19 protein-coding genes are annotated in these 18,883 nt (G+C 37.1%); 5 read left to right on the top strand and 14 right to left on the bottom strand.

The window, feature by feature from the left end:
* Positions 1 to 3 precede the first annotated feature (3 nt).
* The 10 genes from ybeY to nadA all read right to left on the bottom strand — a co-directional run bounded on the left by ybeY (position 4) and on the right by nadA (position 9,243).
* On the bottom strand, positions 4 to 429 hold the full coding sequence (gene ybeY / locus ACT3CD_RS09750) for an rRNA maturation RNase YbeY (RefSeq protein ID WP_444645236.1): 426 nt from the start codon (positions 427 to 429) through the stop codon (positions 4 to 6).
* A gap of 5 nt (positions 430 to 434) precedes the next feature.
* Entirely contained in the window at positions 435 to 818 is a 384-nt protein-coding gene (locus ACT3CD_RS09745) for an ATP-binding protein (protein ID WP_444645479.1), read from the bottom strand.
* A 101-nt stretch (positions 819 to 919) separates the two neighbouring features.
* Positions 920 to 2,062, bottom strand: a complete 1,143-nt coding sequence (locus ACT3CD_RS09740; RefSeq protein WP_444645234.1) for a murein hydrolase activator EnvC family protein — start codon at positions 2,060 to 2,062, stop codon at positions 920 to 922.
* On the bottom strand, positions 2,043 to 2,834 hold the full coding sequence (locus tag ACT3CD_RS09735; RefSeq protein WP_444645232.1) for a DUF4292 domain-containing protein: 792 nt from the start codon (positions 2,832 to 2,834) through the stop codon (positions 2,043 to 2,045). Before ACT3CD_RS09735 ends, ACT3CD_RS09740 begins: the two co-directional genes overlap by 20 nt.
* A 45-nt stretch (positions 2,835 to 2,879) precedes the next feature.
* Complete coding sequence (locus tag ACT3CD_RS09730; RefSeq protein WP_444645230.1) at positions 2,880 to 4,655, bottom strand: tetratricopeptide repeat protein; 1,776 nt, start codon at positions 4,653 to 4,655, stop codon at positions 2,880 to 2,882.
* A gap of 20 nt (positions 4,656 to 4,675) precedes the next feature.
* A complete protein-coding gene (gene dut / locus ACT3CD_RS09725; RefSeq protein ID WP_444645228.1) occupies positions 4,676 to 5,113 on the bottom strand; it encodes a dUTP diphosphatase in 438 nt (145 codons plus the stop codon).
* A gap of 8 nt (positions 5,114 to 5,121) precedes the next feature.
* The gene (locus tag ACT3CD_RS09720; protein ID WP_444645226.1) at positions 5,122 to 6,573 is read right to left on the bottom strand and encodes a lipopolysaccharide biosynthesis protein; all 1,452 of its coding nucleotides are present in this window, start codon (positions 6,571 to 6,573) and stop codon (positions 5,122 to 5,124) included.
* Positions 6,573 to 7,592 carry a Holliday junction branch migration DNA helicase RuvB gene (gene ruvB / locus ACT3CD_RS09715; protein ID WP_444645224.1) on the bottom strand — a complete coding sequence of 340 codons (1,020 nt, stop codon included), beginning with the start codon at positions 7,590 to 7,592 and terminating at the stop codon, positions 6,573 to 6,575. The genes ACT3CD_RS09720 and ruvB overlap by 1 nt, the downstream gene beginning before the upstream one ends.
* 143 nt (positions 7,593 to 7,735) lie before the next feature.
* Positions 7,736 to 8,119 carry a response regulator gene (locus tag ACT3CD_RS09710; RefSeq protein ID WP_444645222.1) on the bottom strand — a complete coding sequence of 128 codons (384 nt, stop codon included), beginning with the start codon at positions 8,117 to 8,119 and terminating at the stop codon, positions 7,736 to 7,738.
* A 128-nt stretch (positions 8,120 to 8,247) separates the two neighbouring features.
* On the bottom strand, positions 8,248 to 9,243 hold the full coding sequence (gene nadA / locus ACT3CD_RS09705) for a quinolinate synthase NadA (protein WP_444645220.1): 996 nt from the start codon (positions 9,241 to 9,243) through the stop codon (positions 8,248 to 8,250).
* A 499-nt stretch (positions 9,244 to 9,742) separates the two neighbouring features.
* On the opposite strand from nadA, the gene rpiB reads away from it, so the two are divergent.
* Entirely contained in the window at positions 9,743 to 10,183 is a 441-nt protein-coding gene (gene rpiB / locus ACT3CD_RS09700) for a ribose 5-phosphate isomerase B (protein ID WP_444645218.1), read from the top strand.
* Between the two features lie 423 nt (positions 10,184 to 10,606).
* Positions 10,607 to 11,053, top strand: a complete 447-nt coding sequence (locus tag ACT3CD_RS09695) for an RrF2 family transcriptional regulator (RefSeq protein ID WP_444645217.1) — start codon at positions 10,607 to 10,609, stop codon at positions 11,051 to 11,053.
* Here the strand turns inward: ACT3CD_RS09695 and ACT3CD_RS09690 are convergent.
* Positions 11,042 to 11,440 (bottom strand): VanZ family protein, encoded by a 399-nt coding sequence (locus ACT3CD_RS09690; RefSeq protein ID WP_444645215.1) that lies wholly within the window; start codon positions 11,438 to 11,440, stop codon positions 11,042 to 11,044. The two genes, ACT3CD_RS09695 and ACT3CD_RS09690, sit on opposite strands and share 12 nt — an antisense overlap.
* A gap of 232 nt (positions 11,441 to 11,672) precedes the next feature.
* On the opposite strand from ACT3CD_RS09690, the gene hemW reads away from it, so the two are divergent.
* The 3 genes from hemW to ACT3CD_RS09675 are packed head-to-tail and all read left to right on the top strand — an operon-like array spanning position 11,673 to position 14,045.
* Positions 11,673 to 12,791 carry a radical SAM family heme chaperone HemW gene (gene hemW / locus ACT3CD_RS09685; RefSeq protein WP_444645214.1) on the top strand — a complete coding sequence of 373 codons (1,119 nt, stop codon included), beginning with the start codon at positions 11,673 to 11,675 and terminating at the stop codon, positions 12,789 to 12,791.
* 4 nt (positions 12,792 to 12,795) lie between these two features.
* Positions 12,796 to 13,182 carry a rhodanese-like domain-containing protein gene (locus ACT3CD_RS09680; RefSeq protein WP_444645212.1) on the top strand — a complete coding sequence of 129 codons (387 nt, stop codon included), beginning with the start codon at positions 12,796 to 12,798 and terminating at the stop codon, positions 13,180 to 13,182.
* Between the two features lie 5 nt (positions 13,183 to 13,187).
* Complete coding sequence (locus tag ACT3CD_RS09675) at positions 13,188 to 14,045, top strand: cation diffusion facilitator family transporter (protein ID WP_444645211.1); 858 nt, start codon at positions 13,188 to 13,190, stop codon at positions 14,043 to 14,045.
* Between the two features lie 129 nt (positions 14,046 to 14,174).
* On the opposite strand, the gene ACT3CD_RS09670 is transcribed toward ACT3CD_RS09675, so the two are convergent.
* From ACT3CD_RS09670 to creD, 3 genes are all read right to left on the bottom strand, one after another.
* Positions 14,175 to 14,708 carry a hypothetical protein gene (locus ACT3CD_RS09670; protein WP_444645209.1) on the bottom strand — a complete coding sequence of 178 codons (534 nt, stop codon included), beginning with the start codon at positions 14,706 to 14,708 and terminating at the stop codon, positions 14,175 to 14,177.
* A gap of 454 nt (positions 14,709 to 15,162) precedes the next feature.
* Complete coding sequence (locus ACT3CD_RS09665) at positions 15,163 to 16,353, bottom strand: M24 family metallopeptidase (RefSeq protein ID WP_444645207.1); 1,191 nt, start codon at positions 16,351 to 16,353, stop codon at positions 15,163 to 15,165.
* A 1,074-nt stretch (positions 16,354 to 17,427) separates the two neighbouring features.
* A complete protein-coding gene (gene creD, locus ACT3CD_RS09660; protein WP_444645205.1) occupies positions 17,428 to 18,732 on the bottom strand; it encodes a cell envelope integrity protein CreD in 1,305 nt (434 codons plus the stop codon).
* Between the last annotated feature and the right edge of the window lie 151 nt (positions 18,733 to 18,883).

The raw sequence follows: 18,883 nt of genomic DNA, 5'->3' as shown, positions 1-18,883 counted from the left end.
TAATCAAGTATTTAATTCAATTTTTGACAACCAATAATTTTCCTGAAAACGCATCTCAGCGATATCATCTTCGGTATGATCATCAAAACCGATTAAATGCAAAAGACCATGAATCATAACCCGATGTAATTCCTCATCAAAAGGAATAGAAAATTTGGCAGCATTATTAACCACCATCTCCAAACTAATAAACAGATCACCTGAAAGCACATTCCGTCTGGAATAGTTAAAGGTGATAATATCGGTATAATAGTCGTGATTTAGGTACTTTTGATTAATGTTTAACAAATAGGAGTCAGAACAAAAAATAACTGAAATATCGCCTAATTTAAGGCCATTTGAAGAGGTTGCCTCATTAAACCAATCCTCCAAAATATTAACTTGCAAAGAAGGTAAATCTACATCTTCGTTAAAAATAGTAAGGCTCAAAATAATTACTTATTAAATACCAGTTTTACGTTATTACCACACTCATTAAACTCCAGATCATCAGCCAGATGCTTCATAAGGAAAACACCACGACCACTGGTACGCTCAATATTTTCAGGCAATGTAGGATCTGGTAAATTCTGATAATTGAAACCGTTACCTTCGTCCTTGATAACAAAAACAAGGTCAGAATCATTAACTTCATAGTCAATAACAACATGTTTTGACTTATCCCCTCTATTGCCATGCAGAATGGCATTATTAACCCCCTCTACAACAGCTAAAAGGACCTTCCCATAAACATCAGCATGCAGTTGGAACCGGGAAGTTAAATCGTCAATTAACTTCTCGACCAAACTGATGTTCTTAATATCGGATACAATTACCATTCGCTCCACAGCTTGTTATTTTTTTTTAAATTCCCCCTTAATAGCAACTAGCAAAACATTATACTCTTAAAACACCTAAGAGTTACTAAATTTATAAATAATTAAGGTACGAGCCAATCAGATGGATTTAATTTTTCATTACCTTCCCACACTTCAAAATGCAAAATACCATATAATTGCTCACTTTCTTTGAAAACAACCCCAACGGGATCACCAGCCATAACACGATCACCCTGTTTAACAGTAACACTTTTAAGATTAGCATAAACCGATAAAAATTTGCCATGCCGCACTATAACAGCTGTATTATAACCAGGTATACCAACAATTCTACTAACATCTCCATTATGCACTGAAAATACAGTTTCATTACCCACAACCTGAATATCAATCCCGTTATTTTTCACAACAACGGATTTCAGTACAGGATGCGGATGCTCGCCAAACTTACTGATAACCAAACCCTTTGTGACCGGCCAAATTAATTTACCCTTATATTTATCGAAATCGACCCCATCACTACCTGATCCTGCAGACGCAATCAATTCTATAATTCTATTTTCCAAAGCTTTGGCCTGAACATTTTTCTCCTTAATTGATTTCAAAAGCCAGGCTTCTTCAGACTGTAATTTTTGAACTACCACAGCCTGCTTAGCCTTACTACTATCCAAAAGCTGCTTTTCATCTTTAATCGACCTTAAATACAACTCCTTCTGCTCCTTCTGTGATTGAACATGATTAACCAAAGCAATTAACTTTTGCTGTGACGTAATAAGCTGATCTGCCTGATGCTTTCTATAGCGTGCATACTCTTTCAACAAACGATATCTGCGATACGTTTCAGAAAAGCTACCTGCACTAAAATAAAAAACCAATTCATCCATGGCATTGCGACGTCGATAAGTCTCCTGAAGCAATTTAGCATACTCTTTCTTCAAAGATTCTATGTCGGCTTCTAACTGATTAATTGATTCTTCAGTCGCTGTAATATTCGATTCTATTTGTTCTAATTCCTGTAATAATTTAGTGATAAGTTGATCTCGTAAAGCAAGTTCGCTATTGATTAATTCAAGTTGTTCAAGTGTCGATTCTCGCGTAATACGCTTTGTTTTAATTAATTGTTGAGTTTTATTTATATCGTCTAAAAGCTTATCCCGATCCGCTTTCAAAGAAGAAATATTCTGAGCCGACAGATCAAAAAAACAAAAAAAAGCGAAAAAAAAACTATAAATTAATATTTTCATAGTTATCAGGTACTTGCGAAGAAATAGATTGACTTGAATTTACTTCCAACGAACTGAAAAATATATTTATGTGCGCGGTATCAGATAAATGACTACCCTTCATATTAATAACTGATGGAAAAATATAATCGGATGAAAAAGTTTTAAAATTATCATAATCCACAGTAAACGAAACATTTTGAATAGGATAAGTAATTACAGACGAGGTCATTCTAAAAATAGAAGGAGAAATCAGAACCGTATGAATAAAATTATCTTTTGAATAATTTAAAAAGTGGCGTCCTTTCGAACTGGTAAGTGAATACCTGTCACTCTTTACAGATCCGTAATACTTAAGCAAACTTAAAGTATCGCCCTGGGGATAAGAAAACAGAGAGTTGGTCAAGACACTTTGCAAAAAAGCAAAATCAACCGGAAAATGGAATTTCTCATCCACATAAGAATAATCGCCATGCAAAACTTTCTTGTCAAGCCGATCGATAACAATAATCCTATCAGGATAAAGCAAAACCCTAAAAGCCTCAATACCCATAAATGGTGTTAAAGACAAGATAATAACCGAATCCTGTATCAAATTTAGATTACCTTTCAAAGACCTTAATTGCCCTTGATAGTCAAATTCGAACTGAACATGCTTAAAAAAAAGGCTTTTAAATGGTTTTTGTTGATCTAAAACCTTGTAAACCAACTCTTTTTCACTCAACCTATGATCTACTTCTCCCACAGAAATTTCTTTCACCGATTTGCAGGAAGAAACAAAAATCAAAGACAATATGAAAAAAGATTTAAAAATATTTCGCATAAAAAATACTACAAATTACTCATAATAAGAACGATCTCTAATTTTTTGCGGCAAGGTTTTACTCAAATCAGAACTGCCAGTTGCAGCAGCCTTTTGCCAATATATAAGTGCTTTATCAACGTCTCCATTTTTAAAAAGTATGTCACCATAATGCTCCTGAATGACACCACTTGCCGAAGTATCAGCTTCTATAGCCTGTTCTATAACAAAAAGAGCATCCAAAAATTTACCCTTTTTAAATAAAACCCAGGCATAAGAATCCAGATAAGTCGCTTTTCCGGGTTCCAGTTCAATAACCCGGCTAATCATATCTTCGGCCTTATCCAAATTCAAATTATTGATGGCAAGATAATAGGCATAATTATTTAAAACAGCCACATTATTAGCATTCAACTTCAGGCTCTTATCATAATTAACCCAGGCACTGTCCAGATTATTTTTTAAATGCCATATATCACCTATAAGGCCATAAGCGTCACTGTAAAAGCCATCGGCATAATCGGGTGCTGCAACCGCGTTATTTAAATGATAAAGGGCCAAATCATAACGCTCCTGCATAAAGTAGGATAAACCACCCAGATAATTAAAAAAACCATTAGTGGGATAAACCGTCATACATTGTGGAAAAATTGTATTAAATCGGCTCGTATCCTGCGATTGAAAAGTGATAATTAGATACTGATTCCAAACTTCTTCCTGGCGTTGATCAATTAAAAGAGAGGTATCGAACTGATTGCCCGCATTAACGGTATCCTTTTGGTCGAGTAAAAAATTACCGTAAATATTATATACTTTGGCCGAATAAGGATGAACATGCACCAGAGTATCCAAAATAGCATGAAAATCATCGTCCTTTAAAGGGTGATTTTTCTGATCCTTGGTAACCATGAAAGACATAAGTTTCTGCAACTTAACATCCAAAGGAATATTACCATTTTCAAAACCTAAAAATAAATTAGTTTTAAAAGCGGGCAGATCATCATTAATCAGATAATAGTTAGCCAAACTGAAATAGACAAACCCGTTAGACGAATCATCCTGTAACACCTGATCGTAAACCTTTTTAGCCTGAGCAATTTTTTTATGTTGTATATAAAAATCGCCCAAATAAACCCTATAATTACTATTAGCCGGATATCGCTCGATGAGTTTAAGCAACTCACCCTCTGCACTTTTTAAATCATCCTGCTCCTCATATATGGACATTTTCTCAAGAGAAATATTCTCATTAATGCCCATATTTTGTTCCAGAATATTAAGTTGACCGATAGCTTTATCATAATTTTTGATTTTATAATAAAGCTGAGCCATTTGATACCTGTACTCAGGATTCTCGGGCTTAAGTTCCAACAAATGCTGCGTGGCACTCAAGGCCAGAGTATCCTTGTTTAAATTGATATATAACTTACTGAGTAAGCTAACAAATTCTTCATTTGTAGGATCCAGTTGTACAGCTTTAAACAAAAAAGTTTCGGAGGCCGGAATTTCTTTATTCTGAATAAGAATATTACCCAACTCATAGAAACAGGTAGCACAAGTACTATCGATACTGAGTGCCTCCCGGTAATAGGATATAGAATTTTGTAAATCACCCATCATCTTAAGACGAGTGGCTTCCATGAAATAAAAATCGAACTTACGTTGATCCCAGCCGTCAATGGTTTGAATTGTCGCCTTCTTACCCTGCGGATATAAATAAGAATTGAAGGATGGAACAGACTCCGTTGTTTTACATCCGGAAATATAAATAACCGTGAAAAAAATTAATGCCCAAAATTGTAGTCGCTTCATAAAAAAAAAATTACACTAAATTAATGTGTACCAGTATGTCCAAATCCGCCCGTACCTCTTTCCGAATCATCTAACGACTCCGATAATTTCCAATTAAACCGCTCAAATTTATTAATGACCATCTGGCATATACGCTCTCCATCATTAATAACAAATTCATCGTTAGAAAGGTTAACAAGAATAACTTTTATCTCACCCCTGTAATCAGCATCAATGGTACCAGGCGAATTTAATACAGTGATACCATTTTTAAAGGCGAGGCCACTTCGAGGTCGTATTTGAGCTTCATAGCCTTCCGGCAACTGTATAAAAAGGCCGGTAGGAACCAAAACTCTCTCAAAAGGTTTAATAACGATCGATGTATCTATATATGCTCTGAGATCTACGCCTGCTGAATGAATAGTTCCAAAATCAGGCAATTTGTGATGACTCTTATTAATAACTTTAATTTCCAACATCCTACGCGTTATTTAAATGAAAGTTTCTTTTGCACCAAAACAAAAATCAGCGCAAAGAAAAGAAATAACAAAGACTTAAAAAAATAAGTCAACCAAATGGCGTCCAAATCAATAACGCCATTTAGATAATAAACCAAAACGGCGCCTAAAAAATAAATTGAAATCCGTCTTAAAGGATAAGGCACTTTAAAATAATGTTGACCTAAAAAATAAGACACTATCATCATTAACAAATAACCTGCCAACATCGCCAAAGCACCCCCTATAATACCTATTAACGGTATTAAAAGGAAATTAAGAACCAAGGTGACCACCATACCCAAAAAACCAAAAAAAGCGCCATAAATAGTCTTATCTGTCAACTTATACCATAGCGACAGATTAAAATATATTCCATAAAACAACTGCCCCAACAAAACAGCAGGGATAATGATGTTACCTGATAAATATTCCTTCGTAAGAATAATATTTATCACATCCATAAAAAGTATAACACCCAGAAAAATAACCAGACCGAAAAAAATAAAATAATCCATTATCCGCGCATAGCTCATAACGCCTTTCCCTTCATTCTTAAAGAAATAGGGCTCAAAAGCAAACCTAAACGACTGGGTAAAAAGACTCATTAAAACTCCGATTTTAAAATTAGCACCATAAATAGCCAAAGCTTCTAAACCATTGTTTTTAATCAGTTTAGGCATTAATATTTTATCACTATTTTGAGTAATCATGCCTGTAATACCAACCAATAAAACCGGCCATGAGTAACTTAGCATACGTGTTGCCAAAGTACGATTCAAACCAAATTTAAGAAGCTTAAAATCAGATATAAAAAATAATGCAATACCAGCCGAAGCAATCAAATTACTTAAAAGTACATAAAAAACACCATTCCCTTTAGCATACAACGATTGCCAAAAATCACTTAATAAATGATGTTTAATCAGCCACGGCACAGCCAACAGAAAGAACAGATTGAAAAATATATTCAAAAATATATTGGTAAGTTTTATAATACCAAAGCGAACCGCCTTATTTTCAAGCCTTAAATTAGCAAATGGGATAGATAAAAAAGAATCAAAAGCAACTATTAACCCCATCAAAAAAACAGATTTATGGTAGTTGCCACCATAAAAAAAATCACTCAAAGAAGGCGAAAATAGCCAAGAAACAGTAACGAGCAAAACACTGGAGCAGCCCAACATTATAAGCGAAGTACTATAAACAGATGGATTTTTCCCTTCTTTGGAAAAACGGAAAAAACCTGTCTCCAACCCATAGGTAAAAACAACCAAAAGAATAGAAATAACACCGTAAATATTAACGATGACTCCATATTCGCCCGTGGTTAACGTACGTATGTAAAATGGCATAAGAAGCCAATTAAGAAGCCGGCCTATCATAGTGGTGGCCCCATAAATAATTGCTTCGCCAGCTAAACCTTTAATACCGGATGACATTAAAATAATGTGTTTTGAATAGAACCGGGCGTTCTGCCAAAATGATCGTAAGCCAAAGTTGTAACCACACGCCCTCGTGGTGTTCGCTTCAGAAAACCTTCTTTTATGAGAAAAGGCTCGTAAACCTCTTCTATCGTTCCACTATCTTCGCCAATAGCAGTTGCTATAGTCGTTAACCCAACTGGTCCTCCATCAAATTTATCGATTAATACCAAAAGTATTTTACGATCCATATCATCCAGACCGAAATTATCAATATTAAGCGCTTTTAAAGAGAAACGGGTTATTTCGATATCAATGCTACCACTACCCTTAACCATGGCAAAATCGCGCACCCTACGTAGCAAAGCATTGGCAATACGTGGTGTGCCTCGGCTACGACGGGCTATTTCATGAGCTGCAGAATCTTCAATGGCAACATTTAAAATACGTGCCGATCTCGAAACTATGCCCGACAATATCTCTGTATCATAATACTCTAAATGTGAATTGATACCAAAACGGGCACGTAACGGACTGGTCAATAAACCACTACGTGTGGTTGCACCGATTAAAGTAAAAGGATTAAGCTCTATTTGTATCGATTTGGCACCCGGCCCTTTATCAATAACAATATCAATTCTGAAATCCTCCATAGCCGAATACAAATACTCTTCGACCACCGAACTTAAACGATGAATTTCGTCAATAAACAACACATCATTGGGTTCCAGACTGGTCAGAATACCCGCAAGATCACCCGGTTTATCCAAAACAGGACCACTTGTCAATTTAAAACCCACATGTAATTCGTTGGCAATGATATTTGATAAGGTCGTCTTACCCAAACCGGGCGGCCCATGAAGTAACACATGATCCAACGACTCACCGCGCATTAAAGCAGCTTCTACAAAAACTTCAAGGTTGTCAACAATTTTTTGCTGTCCCTTGAAATCTTTAAACGATAGCGGCCTTAAGCGTTGCTCTAAATCAATATCTCCCGGACCGTCGGTACCGGGGTTATGAAGATCAAGATCCATGCTATTTATTAAGACGACAAAAAAACGAAAATTATAATTAACGACAACAGCCAAACCCCATTTTTTCTAAAATGTAAGCTAACTGATGTAAAAAAAATATTGATAACAACAATATCACCGAAGTGGTACTTTACTGAAGAATTTTAATCGAAATCAATATTAAGAATTTTTAAAATGGCTAAAAATACTTCAACATCAAAAGGTTTCGACATAAATTCATCCATGCCAATCTCTAAACATTTTTCACGATCGGCATCAAAAGTATTGGCTGTTAATCCTATGATTGGTGTATGACCACCCAGCGATTTTTCGCGTGTCCTAATCAAACGCGTGGCTTCAAAGCCATCCATCACAGGCATCATCAAATCCATTAAAATAAGATCATAATTTTTATCTGAAACTTTATCCAATGCCTCCACACCATTATTAGCCACATCAATAGAAAAACCGTAACGCGTCAAATTCAAAAAAATAAGCTTTTGATTCAACAAATTATCCTCAACCAACAATAGAGACAATTCCTTCATAAAAAATTCTTAATAACAGAAAATGCTAAAGTACAAAAGCCATACGTTAAAAATAAAATATCAGAACAAAAATTGACCAACCAATCATTTAGACAGATCGACCTTATTTATTGGTAGATGAACCGTCATCAAAATTTCAATGCCTCCGAAATCTTTAACATACGTTCAATTGGTCGCAAGGCTTTTATGCGCACCGATTCTTCCACAAAAACTTCAGGATATTCATAATTTAGCGCCAAATATACTTTTTTAAGCGTATTCAACTTCATAAACTCACAGTCGTTACATCCACAGGAAGAATCCAATGGCGGTGCTGGAATAAAAGTCTTACCGGGTGCCATTTTTTGCATCTGATGAAGAATACCCGACTCCGTAGCTACTATAAACGTATTTTTGTCACTCTTTATGGAATATTTTAACAGCGCAGCCGTACTTCCCACAAAATCGGCCATAATCAGCAAAGGACGTTTACATTCAGGATGCGCCAAAAGTTCGGCCTCCGGATATTGCTTCTTCAAGTCAGCAATTTTATCAATGGAGAACTTTTCATGAACATGACACGCACCATCCCATAACACCATTTTACGACCACTTAAACTTTCCAGATAGTTACCAAGGTTACGATCGGGACCAAACAAAATAGGCTGATCGCCAGGTATGCTGTTAATAACTCCCAGTGCATTGGTACTAGTGACCACCACATCCGATAAAGCTTTTACAGCTGCCGTGGTATTAACATAAGTAACCACCTGATGATTGGGATATTTTTTTACAAAAGCTTCAAAATCGGCAGCAGGTGCACTATCGGCCAATGAACATCCCGCATTCAGATCTGGAATAAGTACCTTTTTCTCGGGTGACAAAATTTTTGCTGTTTCGCCCATAAAATAAACCCCTGCCAGCAATATAACATCAGCATCTGTCTTAGCAGCCTGCTGAGCCAAAGCTAAACTATCGCCTACAAAATCTGCAATGTCCTGAATGGCTTTATCTTGATAGTAATGGGCCATAATAATAGCATTTTTCTCTTTTTTCAGCCGCTCTATTTCTTCCACCAAATTTAAATCTTCAGAAATAGGTTCAGCTGCAAAACCTTTACTTTTCCACACACTATTATTATTCATATTTATAGATTTAATAATTATATGATAATGGTATTATGCTGTTAGTTCTGTTGAAAACATTTGTGCAAAAGTATTGACTTTATTTTAAAAAGTACTTTATCAAGATGATATTAACAATGCGTTAATTTTATATCGTATTTAATTATAATACTTTACGATGTTTATTCACCAGTTGTTAAGAACTTTTAAAGTTGAAAATTTCATAAGCCATAGCAACGTGATTTAGGTCTTAAAGCTGTTTAAAACTATCTGTAAATTGATGCTTCAATAGTTGACTTTTTGATTTTGTAGTTAGCTTGTGAATCATTTTTACAATAGCAACTTAAATTTTTAAATAGTTATGCGCTTGTTTTCACAAATTATTAACAATGATTTAAACAGAACTGTTAGTAACCTGTTTCGAGCCATTTAATTATTATCTTTGGTCTGTAAATGAAGACAGTGTGAACGTATTGTTTCGTTATATATTTATTTATAATAAGTTATAATTATTAATTGAATGAATTGGACAAAAGTAGCCATTGGTAGTGATCATGCCGGGTATGAGTTAAAGAAAATTTTGAAGAGTTATATTGAAAGTAAAGGTATAAAGGTAGAAGATTTTGGTACCAATTCTGCCGAAAGTGTTGATTATGCCGATTATGCGCACCCTTTAGCCACTTCGGTAGAGAATGGTGAAAATCAGTTGGGTTTTACTATTTGTGGCAGTGGCAACGGTATTAATATGACGGCTAATAAACATCAGGGTATCAGAGGGGCTTTGTGTTGGATACCTGAAATTTCAAGATTGGCACGGGCGCATAATGATGCTAACATTTGCAGTTTGCCGGGTCGGTTTGTTACCGTTGAACAAGCTAAAGAAATTGTTGATTTATTTTTAGAGACACCATTTGATGGCGGACGTCATATCCGCAGAATTCAAAAAATCAGTTGTCGCTAAAAATCAGGCCGGGACATTATTTATTTTGTGCTTGCCCGGAAACTCATAATGTTTGTCTTAGGCGTATTTTATTGCTTAATCATTGAATTTTGCAGTAATGACGCTTGAATAGAGCCTGTTAATAAACTGAATGTTTGAAATATAAATTGCAAACATACGGTTTGTGAAGTTCTAAAAATGTGAGTTTGCCACGGTAAATGATTGTTTTCAGGACAAATTTAATGCAGCAACTGAACTTTGCTTGCAAGCACAAATAGAGTCTGTACATAAACGCGTGAGTTTGACTATAAAGTTCAAATACAAGGCTTGCGAAGTCATAAAAATCAAGGCGTTTACTTTTCGTAAATGACTGTTTTTATGACAAGCGTAACGAAGTAGTTGACTTTATAGACAGACTATAACTATCATAAATACGATACTATCATGTTGTCAAATACTTGTAAATACGCCTTAAGATCAATTATTTATATTGGTATTAAGTCGACTCCCGAACGTTTGGTTAACGTTCGAACCATTGCCACAGAATTAAAGGTTCCAATGCAGTTTTTGAGTAAAATATTGCAGGTTTTTGTTCGTAAAGGCATACTCACTAGTGTTAAAGGACCGGCGGGTGGTTTTCGTTTTAGTAAAGATCCGTTCAAAGTGACTTTATTCGAAGTGGTTGAAATTGTTGATGGTACCGACCTTTTTGAATCCTGTATTGTGGGTACACGTCCTTGTAATAGTGTCGACGAGGCCCATAAAAAATGTCCTGTTCACGATGAATATTCATCCATACGTCAGGAAATAGTCTCCTTTTTTAAGAAAGAAACGATTGGTAGTATCGTGAATAATTTTGAAAGTAAAGAAAAACTTTTTTTAGAGCTTTAATAGCCGGTGGGTATATTTGAATAGCAAAAACCCAAAAATAGCTCCTACTCCGTTGGCTAAAAAATCAAGTAAATTACAACTTCTGTTTGATACAATGGGTTGTATTATTTCTATAACGCCACCCATAAGAATCAAAATAATCATAAAAACAAAATTTGGTATTTTGTGATGACGAACACTTAGGTATCTTTTTTGGTTTCTTTCTAAAAACAAAACATATGAAAGCGTCATATACATAATTATATGAACCACTTTATCGGAGTTTTTAAAAGATAACCATCCGGTTGATGGAATATTTGATTCGTTCATTAAACTCACAAATGTTATAATGAGGGTAATTATAGCTGTAAATTTATACTGACGAATATGAATGGTAAAGTAGTTCATTTATTAATCTGTTTTTATTGCGGCAGCAAATTACAATTTCTGTTCATAAACTCTATTTTTAACAAAAATACGACGTTTTGTTGATAAACTTATTTTTTGTTGTTAATAAGACTGTTATTTCTGTTAATAACTTGTTTATAAGTGTGGTTAATCGCTTGTTTTGCAATGTTTCACGTGAAACAATTTAATGTTTTGGTTTTAGTTTTTTCTCTATTTTTAATATTAATGAAGAATGGCAGGTATTTATATTCACGTTCCGTTTTGTTTTACCCGTTGTGGTTACTGTGATTTTTATAAAACCACCAGATTAAATCAAATGAAGCCTTATTTTGAATCCTTAAAGGAGGAAATACGACAACGTTCTTCTCATTTTTGTGAAAAAATAGATACGGTTTATCTGGGGGGTGGTACTCCTTCGTTGTTAAGTGTGGAGTTGTTGAGCGAATTGTACGACTGGTTGTTGAAGCATTTTGATTTTAGCGATAATGTGGAGTGGACCATTGAAGTTAATCCGGATGACATCACCCCGGCTTTTCTGCATTCTTTGTTGTACACCGGTTTTAATCGTATTAGTATCGGAATACAGAGTTTTAAAGATGAAGATTTGCGCCAGATGGGACGCAGGCATAATGCGGCTCAGGCTGTGTCCGCGGTTGAGTTGGCGCAAAAATCAGGCTTTCGGAATATTAGTATTGATTTGATTTATGGGTTACCATGGAGTAATGAAGTGGCATTTGCCGATAATCTTAAAACGATGCAGGAACTTAATGTGCAGCATTTGTCGGCCTATCATTTGACGTTTGAATCGGGGACGCCGTTTTATGCCTTGTTGAAAAAGGGTTTTTATAAAGAAATTAGCGATGAAAGTAGTTTGATGCAATACCAAATGTTGCGTAAAGCTGCTTTGGATGCCGGATTTGAACATTATGAAGTGTCAAATTTTTGTATGCCGGGATTTAAATCACGCCACAATTCATCCTACTGGAAAGGTGAACCTTATATTGGCCTGGGACCTGGAAGTCATTCTTTTTATAACAATACACGAAGCTGGAATAAAGGTAACCTGGGCTTATACAATGCGAAAAATTATGAGGCGATACACGGACAGGAATCTTTAACACCTATTGATCGGTTTAACGAACGTATTATGTTGGGGTTGCGCACTGCCGAAGGTGTTAATTTAACACAGATAAAGCTTAACTTTCCTGACTATTTCGATAATTTAATCAGGCAGGTACAGATACGGATTCAACAGAAGCATTTAGTTATTGAAGATGGATTTTTGAGGTGTACGGCCGATGGTTGGTTTTTGTCGGATGCCATTATTGAAGAATTATTTTTGGTAAATTGATTCTATGCAGAAATGCTTACTTATATTCGCAGTGATATCTTTTGGTTTTGTAAAATTTATAGAACCGGCAGATTTTTATCAGATGACTTCAGAGTCAAATAAATATTTGCTTATTGATGTGAGGGTCTGGAACGACTATCAGATAAATAGAATTCCTGATGCCGTATGGGGAGGTGACTTATTGCATCTTAATAATTTGGTCAGTAACCTGGATGTGAATACTCTTCTGTTTATTTATTGCGATTATGGAGAGCGTACCAGAGTCGTGGCAAAAATTTTAAAGAAGAAAGGTTTTAAGAATATATATCAGCTCAATGGAGGATTGTCATCATGGATTAATCAAAATTTTCCGTTGGATACAACATGCGTTAGTGATTCAATAAAATCATAATTATTATGAGAAGTAAAACGCCGTTTTTAGCTACCTGGTTGTCTATTGTTTTAAATATTTTGCTGGCTGCATTAAAGTTTTGGGCCGGGATAGTCTCTAATTCGGTTGCTATTATGGCGGACGCATGGCATACTTTATCCGATTCGGTGTCTTCAATAGCTGTTCTTGTTGGACTTAAATTTTCTGCCCAACCTGCCGACAGACAACATCCCTTTGGTCATGGCAGGGCTGAATTAATTGCTTCGCTGGTGGTGGGGGTTTTATTAGCTGTGGTAGGTTTTAGCTTTTTGGTGGAGTCGTTTATCAAATTTCAGTCTAAAGAGTCGGTACAATACGGAGCGTTGGCTATTTGGGTCACCGTTATTTCGGTGGTGGTTAAAGAAATAATGGCCCGGTATTCTATTATTATTGGCAAAAAATTTAAATATAATTCGCTTAAAGCTGACGGGTGGCATCACCGTTCGGATGCCATCAGTAGTTTGGTGATACTAGTAGGTATTATTTTTGGTGAGTCTTTTTGGTGGATGGACAGCGTTCTGGGTTTCCTGGTTTCCTTTATGATTTTTTATACCACTTACAGTATTATGAAAGATTCTATAAGTGTTTTGCTGGGGGAAGCATTGGAACCGGAAATAGAAAATGAAATTATTGATTTAGGCCGATCTATAGTTGATAAGCTGGATTTGAAGCCGCATAAGTTTCAAGTTCATAGATATGGAAATCACACTGAGCTTACATTTCATATTATTTTACCAGGTGAATATAGTCTCTATTATGCTCATGAAATAGCCACCAAATATGAGATCATTTTAGCGGAAAAACTGGATGTGGCGGTTACCATTCATGTTGACGCCGATGAATAGTTGTACTGTATAGAATGATTGCCCTGGAGCAGGGCGTTTGTGTCAATACCTTGCAATAATTGAACTTTTGAGACACACTCTTCGATGCTACATTCAATTTATCGAACTGCTAAACCTCAAATCAGTAGGCTAGAAATAGAAGCAAAGGCCTCCCCCAATAAAATGAGTGTTGGTATCTCCCAGACCTATTTCTGATTCCAAAATAAAAGCCATGTTTTTCTGAACATTAATCTCAACACCTAGCGGTAGCCAGAAGAGCATGTCTGCTTCGTCGGCAAAAACAATGTCGGTATCCAGACCAATGAATATATTGGCATTTTGCTGTATTGGTAATGTGCACAAAAGAGTTCCATCCAGACCAAAATTATAATAATCGTGAACGCCACCAGTAAATGAGAAGTGTCGGCCCAGACCAAATTCTACATCAGCCCCGATGTAGTTTTCGTTGCCCAGAACGCCCAAATGAAGCCCTAAATCAATATTGCTGGTTAAACCAATGCCGCCATGAATAAACAGATTGAAATCGGAGGCGCCGTTAATATACACAGAGGGCTCAAAACCCAAACTGAAATGACCGCTTCGAAGTGTCGACGAGGTGTTAAAGACTTGCGATGAACTTGCAATAGTGATTAGTAAAAACGGGATTAGAATTAATTTTTTCATCTGTTTATAATTTAATTTTTAAGGCTATTTAAAATTTGTCAAAATGTATTTTAATGTTTCCAATGAGTGAATGTTAAAGGGTTATCTCATTTTTTATTACTGAAATTGGTGCTTAGTGCCTGCAAGAAAGCTCAAGTGCTTGATAAGAAATGTTCAAATTCAAGGCTTGCGAAGTCCGAAAAATGGGAGTTTACTCCCGTAAATTATCATTTTGAGGACAAGCATAACGCAGAAATTGAATTTTTCTTGCAGGCACTACTTAGTGCCTGTCCATAAAGTCGGACGTTTGAGCTATAAAGTTCAAATTCAAGGCTTGCGCAGCTCGAAAAATGTGAGTTTACTCCCGTAAATGACCATTTTGAGAGCAAGCGTAACGCAGAAGTTGGACTTTGTAGACAGACTCTACTTAAATTAAACCGTGTTAAATTTATTAATATTATTCAATAGTCGCATTTTAAATTTTCATTAATCCGGGGTGTGTGCCTGTTATGCATCTGCCACCTTGTGGGGTTACAATAAAGGTATTTTCAATGCCAACCATCCCTACCCCGGCAATTCCTTTTTTAGGTTCGAGGGCAAACACCATGTTGTTTTGCAGCGGTTCGTTAAAGCCTTTGGCTATAACAGGTATTTCATCCACGGTTAATCCAATGGCATGTCCTAAAAATTTGACCTGATGGGTGCCAAACCCCATAAAGTTGACTAATAAATCGGGACTCAGATCATTTATAATGGTGTCGTAAATGTCGGCGGGAATAGTGCCCGGTTTCAGCATTTCAGCCATCTTATTCTGAATTGCTACACACTTATTGTGTTCGTCGATGGCCGCATCCGGCAGTTGTTGGCCAAATTGGTAGTTGAGGGTTTTATCGGTGTGGTAGCCATTAACGGCCAGCGCCATATCTACAAATACCATATCGCCTTTTTTGAGTCGGCGCTGACGGCTCCCCATACCCGGCATGGCGGCGTTAAGACCATAGTTACCACCGGGACCGTTAAAGTTTGTGGGGTAGATGGAACTTTCGCCAAAGCCGATCTGCCCAATGACCATTTCTGTGTCGAACATATTGAAACGGGCTATACCCATATGACCTTCTTCAATCATCACACGGTACACTTCAACTGCAAATTCCATTTCACTTATTCCTTCGTGCAATAGTTCAGGCACCCGCTTTTCAAGCACTTTTTGGTGTATTTTGCCAGCCTGTTTCATATAGCCAAGTTCCCAGTCACTTTTGATGGCGCGCGTCATGGATAGTTGATAATCGATCGACTCCGCTCTTTTGCCGGGAAAATATTTCTGAAAGCGTTGGTACATGGCCAAAGGAACAAATTCAGTTTCCAGATATATGGTGGCAGGAATGGAGGTGTAGGCTTTTGCCGCATCACGATAACTATTCATCGGTCGTATATCGCTGAACAGCGATTCTTTTTGTGTGCGTTCAAAGCTACGTCGTGCCCAGAGTGTCGCTTCTTTTTCGCGCCTGATAATCAGCATGCCGTCGGGCATTGAACCGGTAAAATAGAGAAGATTAATTTTGCTGAAAACAACGGCCATTTCCCAGTCCGGGTGGTCGGCAGTCATTCGTTCCCGAAACCGGTGCATGCGTGAAGTGAGCTCCGTGGATGGTACCTGATCATTCATAATAAAAATTTTGGCCTTAAAAATACAATTTTAAAATTAAGGGTTATAAACCGACCGCATGTGCCTTGATCAACAGTATTCCATCAAGCCCTTCTGGCGCAAATCAATCCTGTCATACATATCGTTTCGGGTATTCAACATTTTTGACCCTTGACCCCTAACCCCCTAACCCCCTAACCCTTCACTCCTAACCCCACACCCCCCTGACCCCCTTGAGGGGGAACTACTCCCCGCAGATTGGAGCGTTGCAACAAAATAATTTGTTTAATCCGTTTAATTAGAGATTGTCTATAAACTAAGTGTTTAAAATATAAAGTTCAAATACAAGGCTTGCGAAGTCATAAAAATCAAGGAGTTTACTTTTCGTAAATGACTGTTTTTATGACAAGCGTAACGAAGTAGTTGACTTTATAGACAAACACTAATTCGAGGTTGAAAAATGAGCAAGCGTAATGCAGAAGTTGGTCTTTTGAGGCAGTCACCCAATAGCCCTGAAAGGGCAACAAGCAAAAGCATAGGGCAACGCCCTATGTATACGATCAAAAAAAACATCGCCCTGAAAGGGCAAGAGCCAAATAGTAATACAATTTTTTCGGATGTGGGTAATTCATCTAATTATTGAACAAAATCATTGGGTAGAGAACCACACAAAAATTAGTGTTTAGGAATATACTATCAATTGAGAGGTGCAATATGGATGAATTATTTCTGGCTGTAGCCCTTTCAGGGCGATGAAACGTTTGAATATCATAACACAGGGCGATGCCCTGTGCTGATACTCCAAGACTTTCAGCCTTGATCAACATTATTCCATCAAGCCCTTCAGGCGCAAATCAATCCTGCCATACATATCGCTTCGGGTATTCAACATTTTTGACCCCTGACCCTTGATCCCTAACCTCTTACCCCTGATCCTTCACTCCTAACCCCACACCCCCCTGCCCCCCTTGAGGGGGAACTACTCCCCGCAAATTAGTGCGTTGCAACAAAATAATTTGTTTAATCCGTTTAATTCGAAGTTGAAAAATGAGTAAGCATAACGCAGAAGTTGGTCTTTATAGATGATTTAAAACACTATTTCTTTTTCGAAAGGGTTAGTGAAGCTTTCATGATAACTGATAGAATAATGACTAAACCAATATTTCCTGCGAGGAAGGCATAGTCGTTAAGTTGAAGCAGCACAAACAAAAAGGCATACATAGCTATGAGCAGCAAAGTTACCCATAATGTGGTTTTTTTATCCTGCAAAAGGCCATAGGCAAACAGGGTTAGAAGCGAAACATTGGCCACTGAAGCAATCAGGTAAGCAATGTTAAAGCCCAGATGCTCGCTGAGGGCTGTCAGCAGTGAAAAAAACAGAATCATAGCCAGCCCTGCCAATAGATATTGAAAAACTGGTATTTTCTTATCTTTTGTCAGCTCAATAAACAGGAAAACAAGCATGGTCAATGATATGAAGAGAATGCCGTATTTGGCCGATCTCAGCGATTTTTGGTAATGATTGACGGGTAGAAACAAATTTACGCCTAGTTTGTGCTCCCCTACATTAAATTTTTTACCCTCCCAAAATTGGGGAAAGTTGCGATTTAAGTGCGTCAGCTCCCACTCTGCCTGGAAACCGGATTCATCTATCTGTCGTTTTTGTGGCAGCAGATTGCCGTTGAACCGTGGGTCGTTCCAGCTCGATTCCATATTGATACGGCTGGTTTGTCCTAAGGGTAATATGGAAAAGCTGTTTGAACCGCTGAGTTGTAATTGTATTTTAAAAGGAATCCCTTTTTTAAGTAGTTCAGGATTGGCTATTGCCTCTGCCCCGAATCCTGTTGTCGTAATATCATTGGTAAGCATTCCCGATTGAGGCGTTATGGCCTGGTTGTTCCAGAGGATATCTACATTTCCGCGTATGCCCCTGTTATCGCTCACGCCGAATGTTATGAATGCCTTGCTCCAGTCTGGTTTCCCGTGGCTGTCTTCCGGCTTTATCTCCAGGCTGAAATCTCCTGTAATGGTGCTTTCACTATTGTAGACAGCTGCCTTGTAGATGCCAAGGTACCGTATTTCGGGCGACAGTGATGTTGTGTAGGTTAAATTTGTCGGCATAATGTGAAGCATGCTGCGCTCGATGTGCACCTCTCCTTTTTTGTCAACGCTTCGTGCTATTGTGGGTATGTTTAATACAGGGCCGGCCAGCGTTTGCGCATTTCCCCATTGTGAGGATATCTCATTTTCTACTTCGTGCGAAGTCGATTCCCGTTCGCTGATGATGTTTTTTATCATCGCTAGTGGAATAAGGAGCAATAATACCATGGCGGCTATTACAACCATTTTGAAAGTGATGGTGTTGCTCCAGTGTTCTGATTTTGATAGTCTGGTTTCCATTGAATTAAGAATTAAAAGCACTTTGAAATGCAAAGTGAGGGGTTAAAAAAAAATGATACTATTTAAAGTCCGTCTATACACTAAGTGCTTGAAATATAAAGTTCAAATTCAAGGCGTTTACTTTTCGTAAATGACCGTTTTTATGACAAGC

Origin of the sequence: Geofilum sp. OHC36d9, from assembly GCF_052400685.1 — a bacterium.
Taxonomy (GTDB): Bacteria; Bacteroidota; Bacteroidia; order Bacteroidales; family Marinilabiliaceae; genus CAZHHH01.
This window is presented reverse-complemented; position numbering and strand designations above follow the sequence as displayed.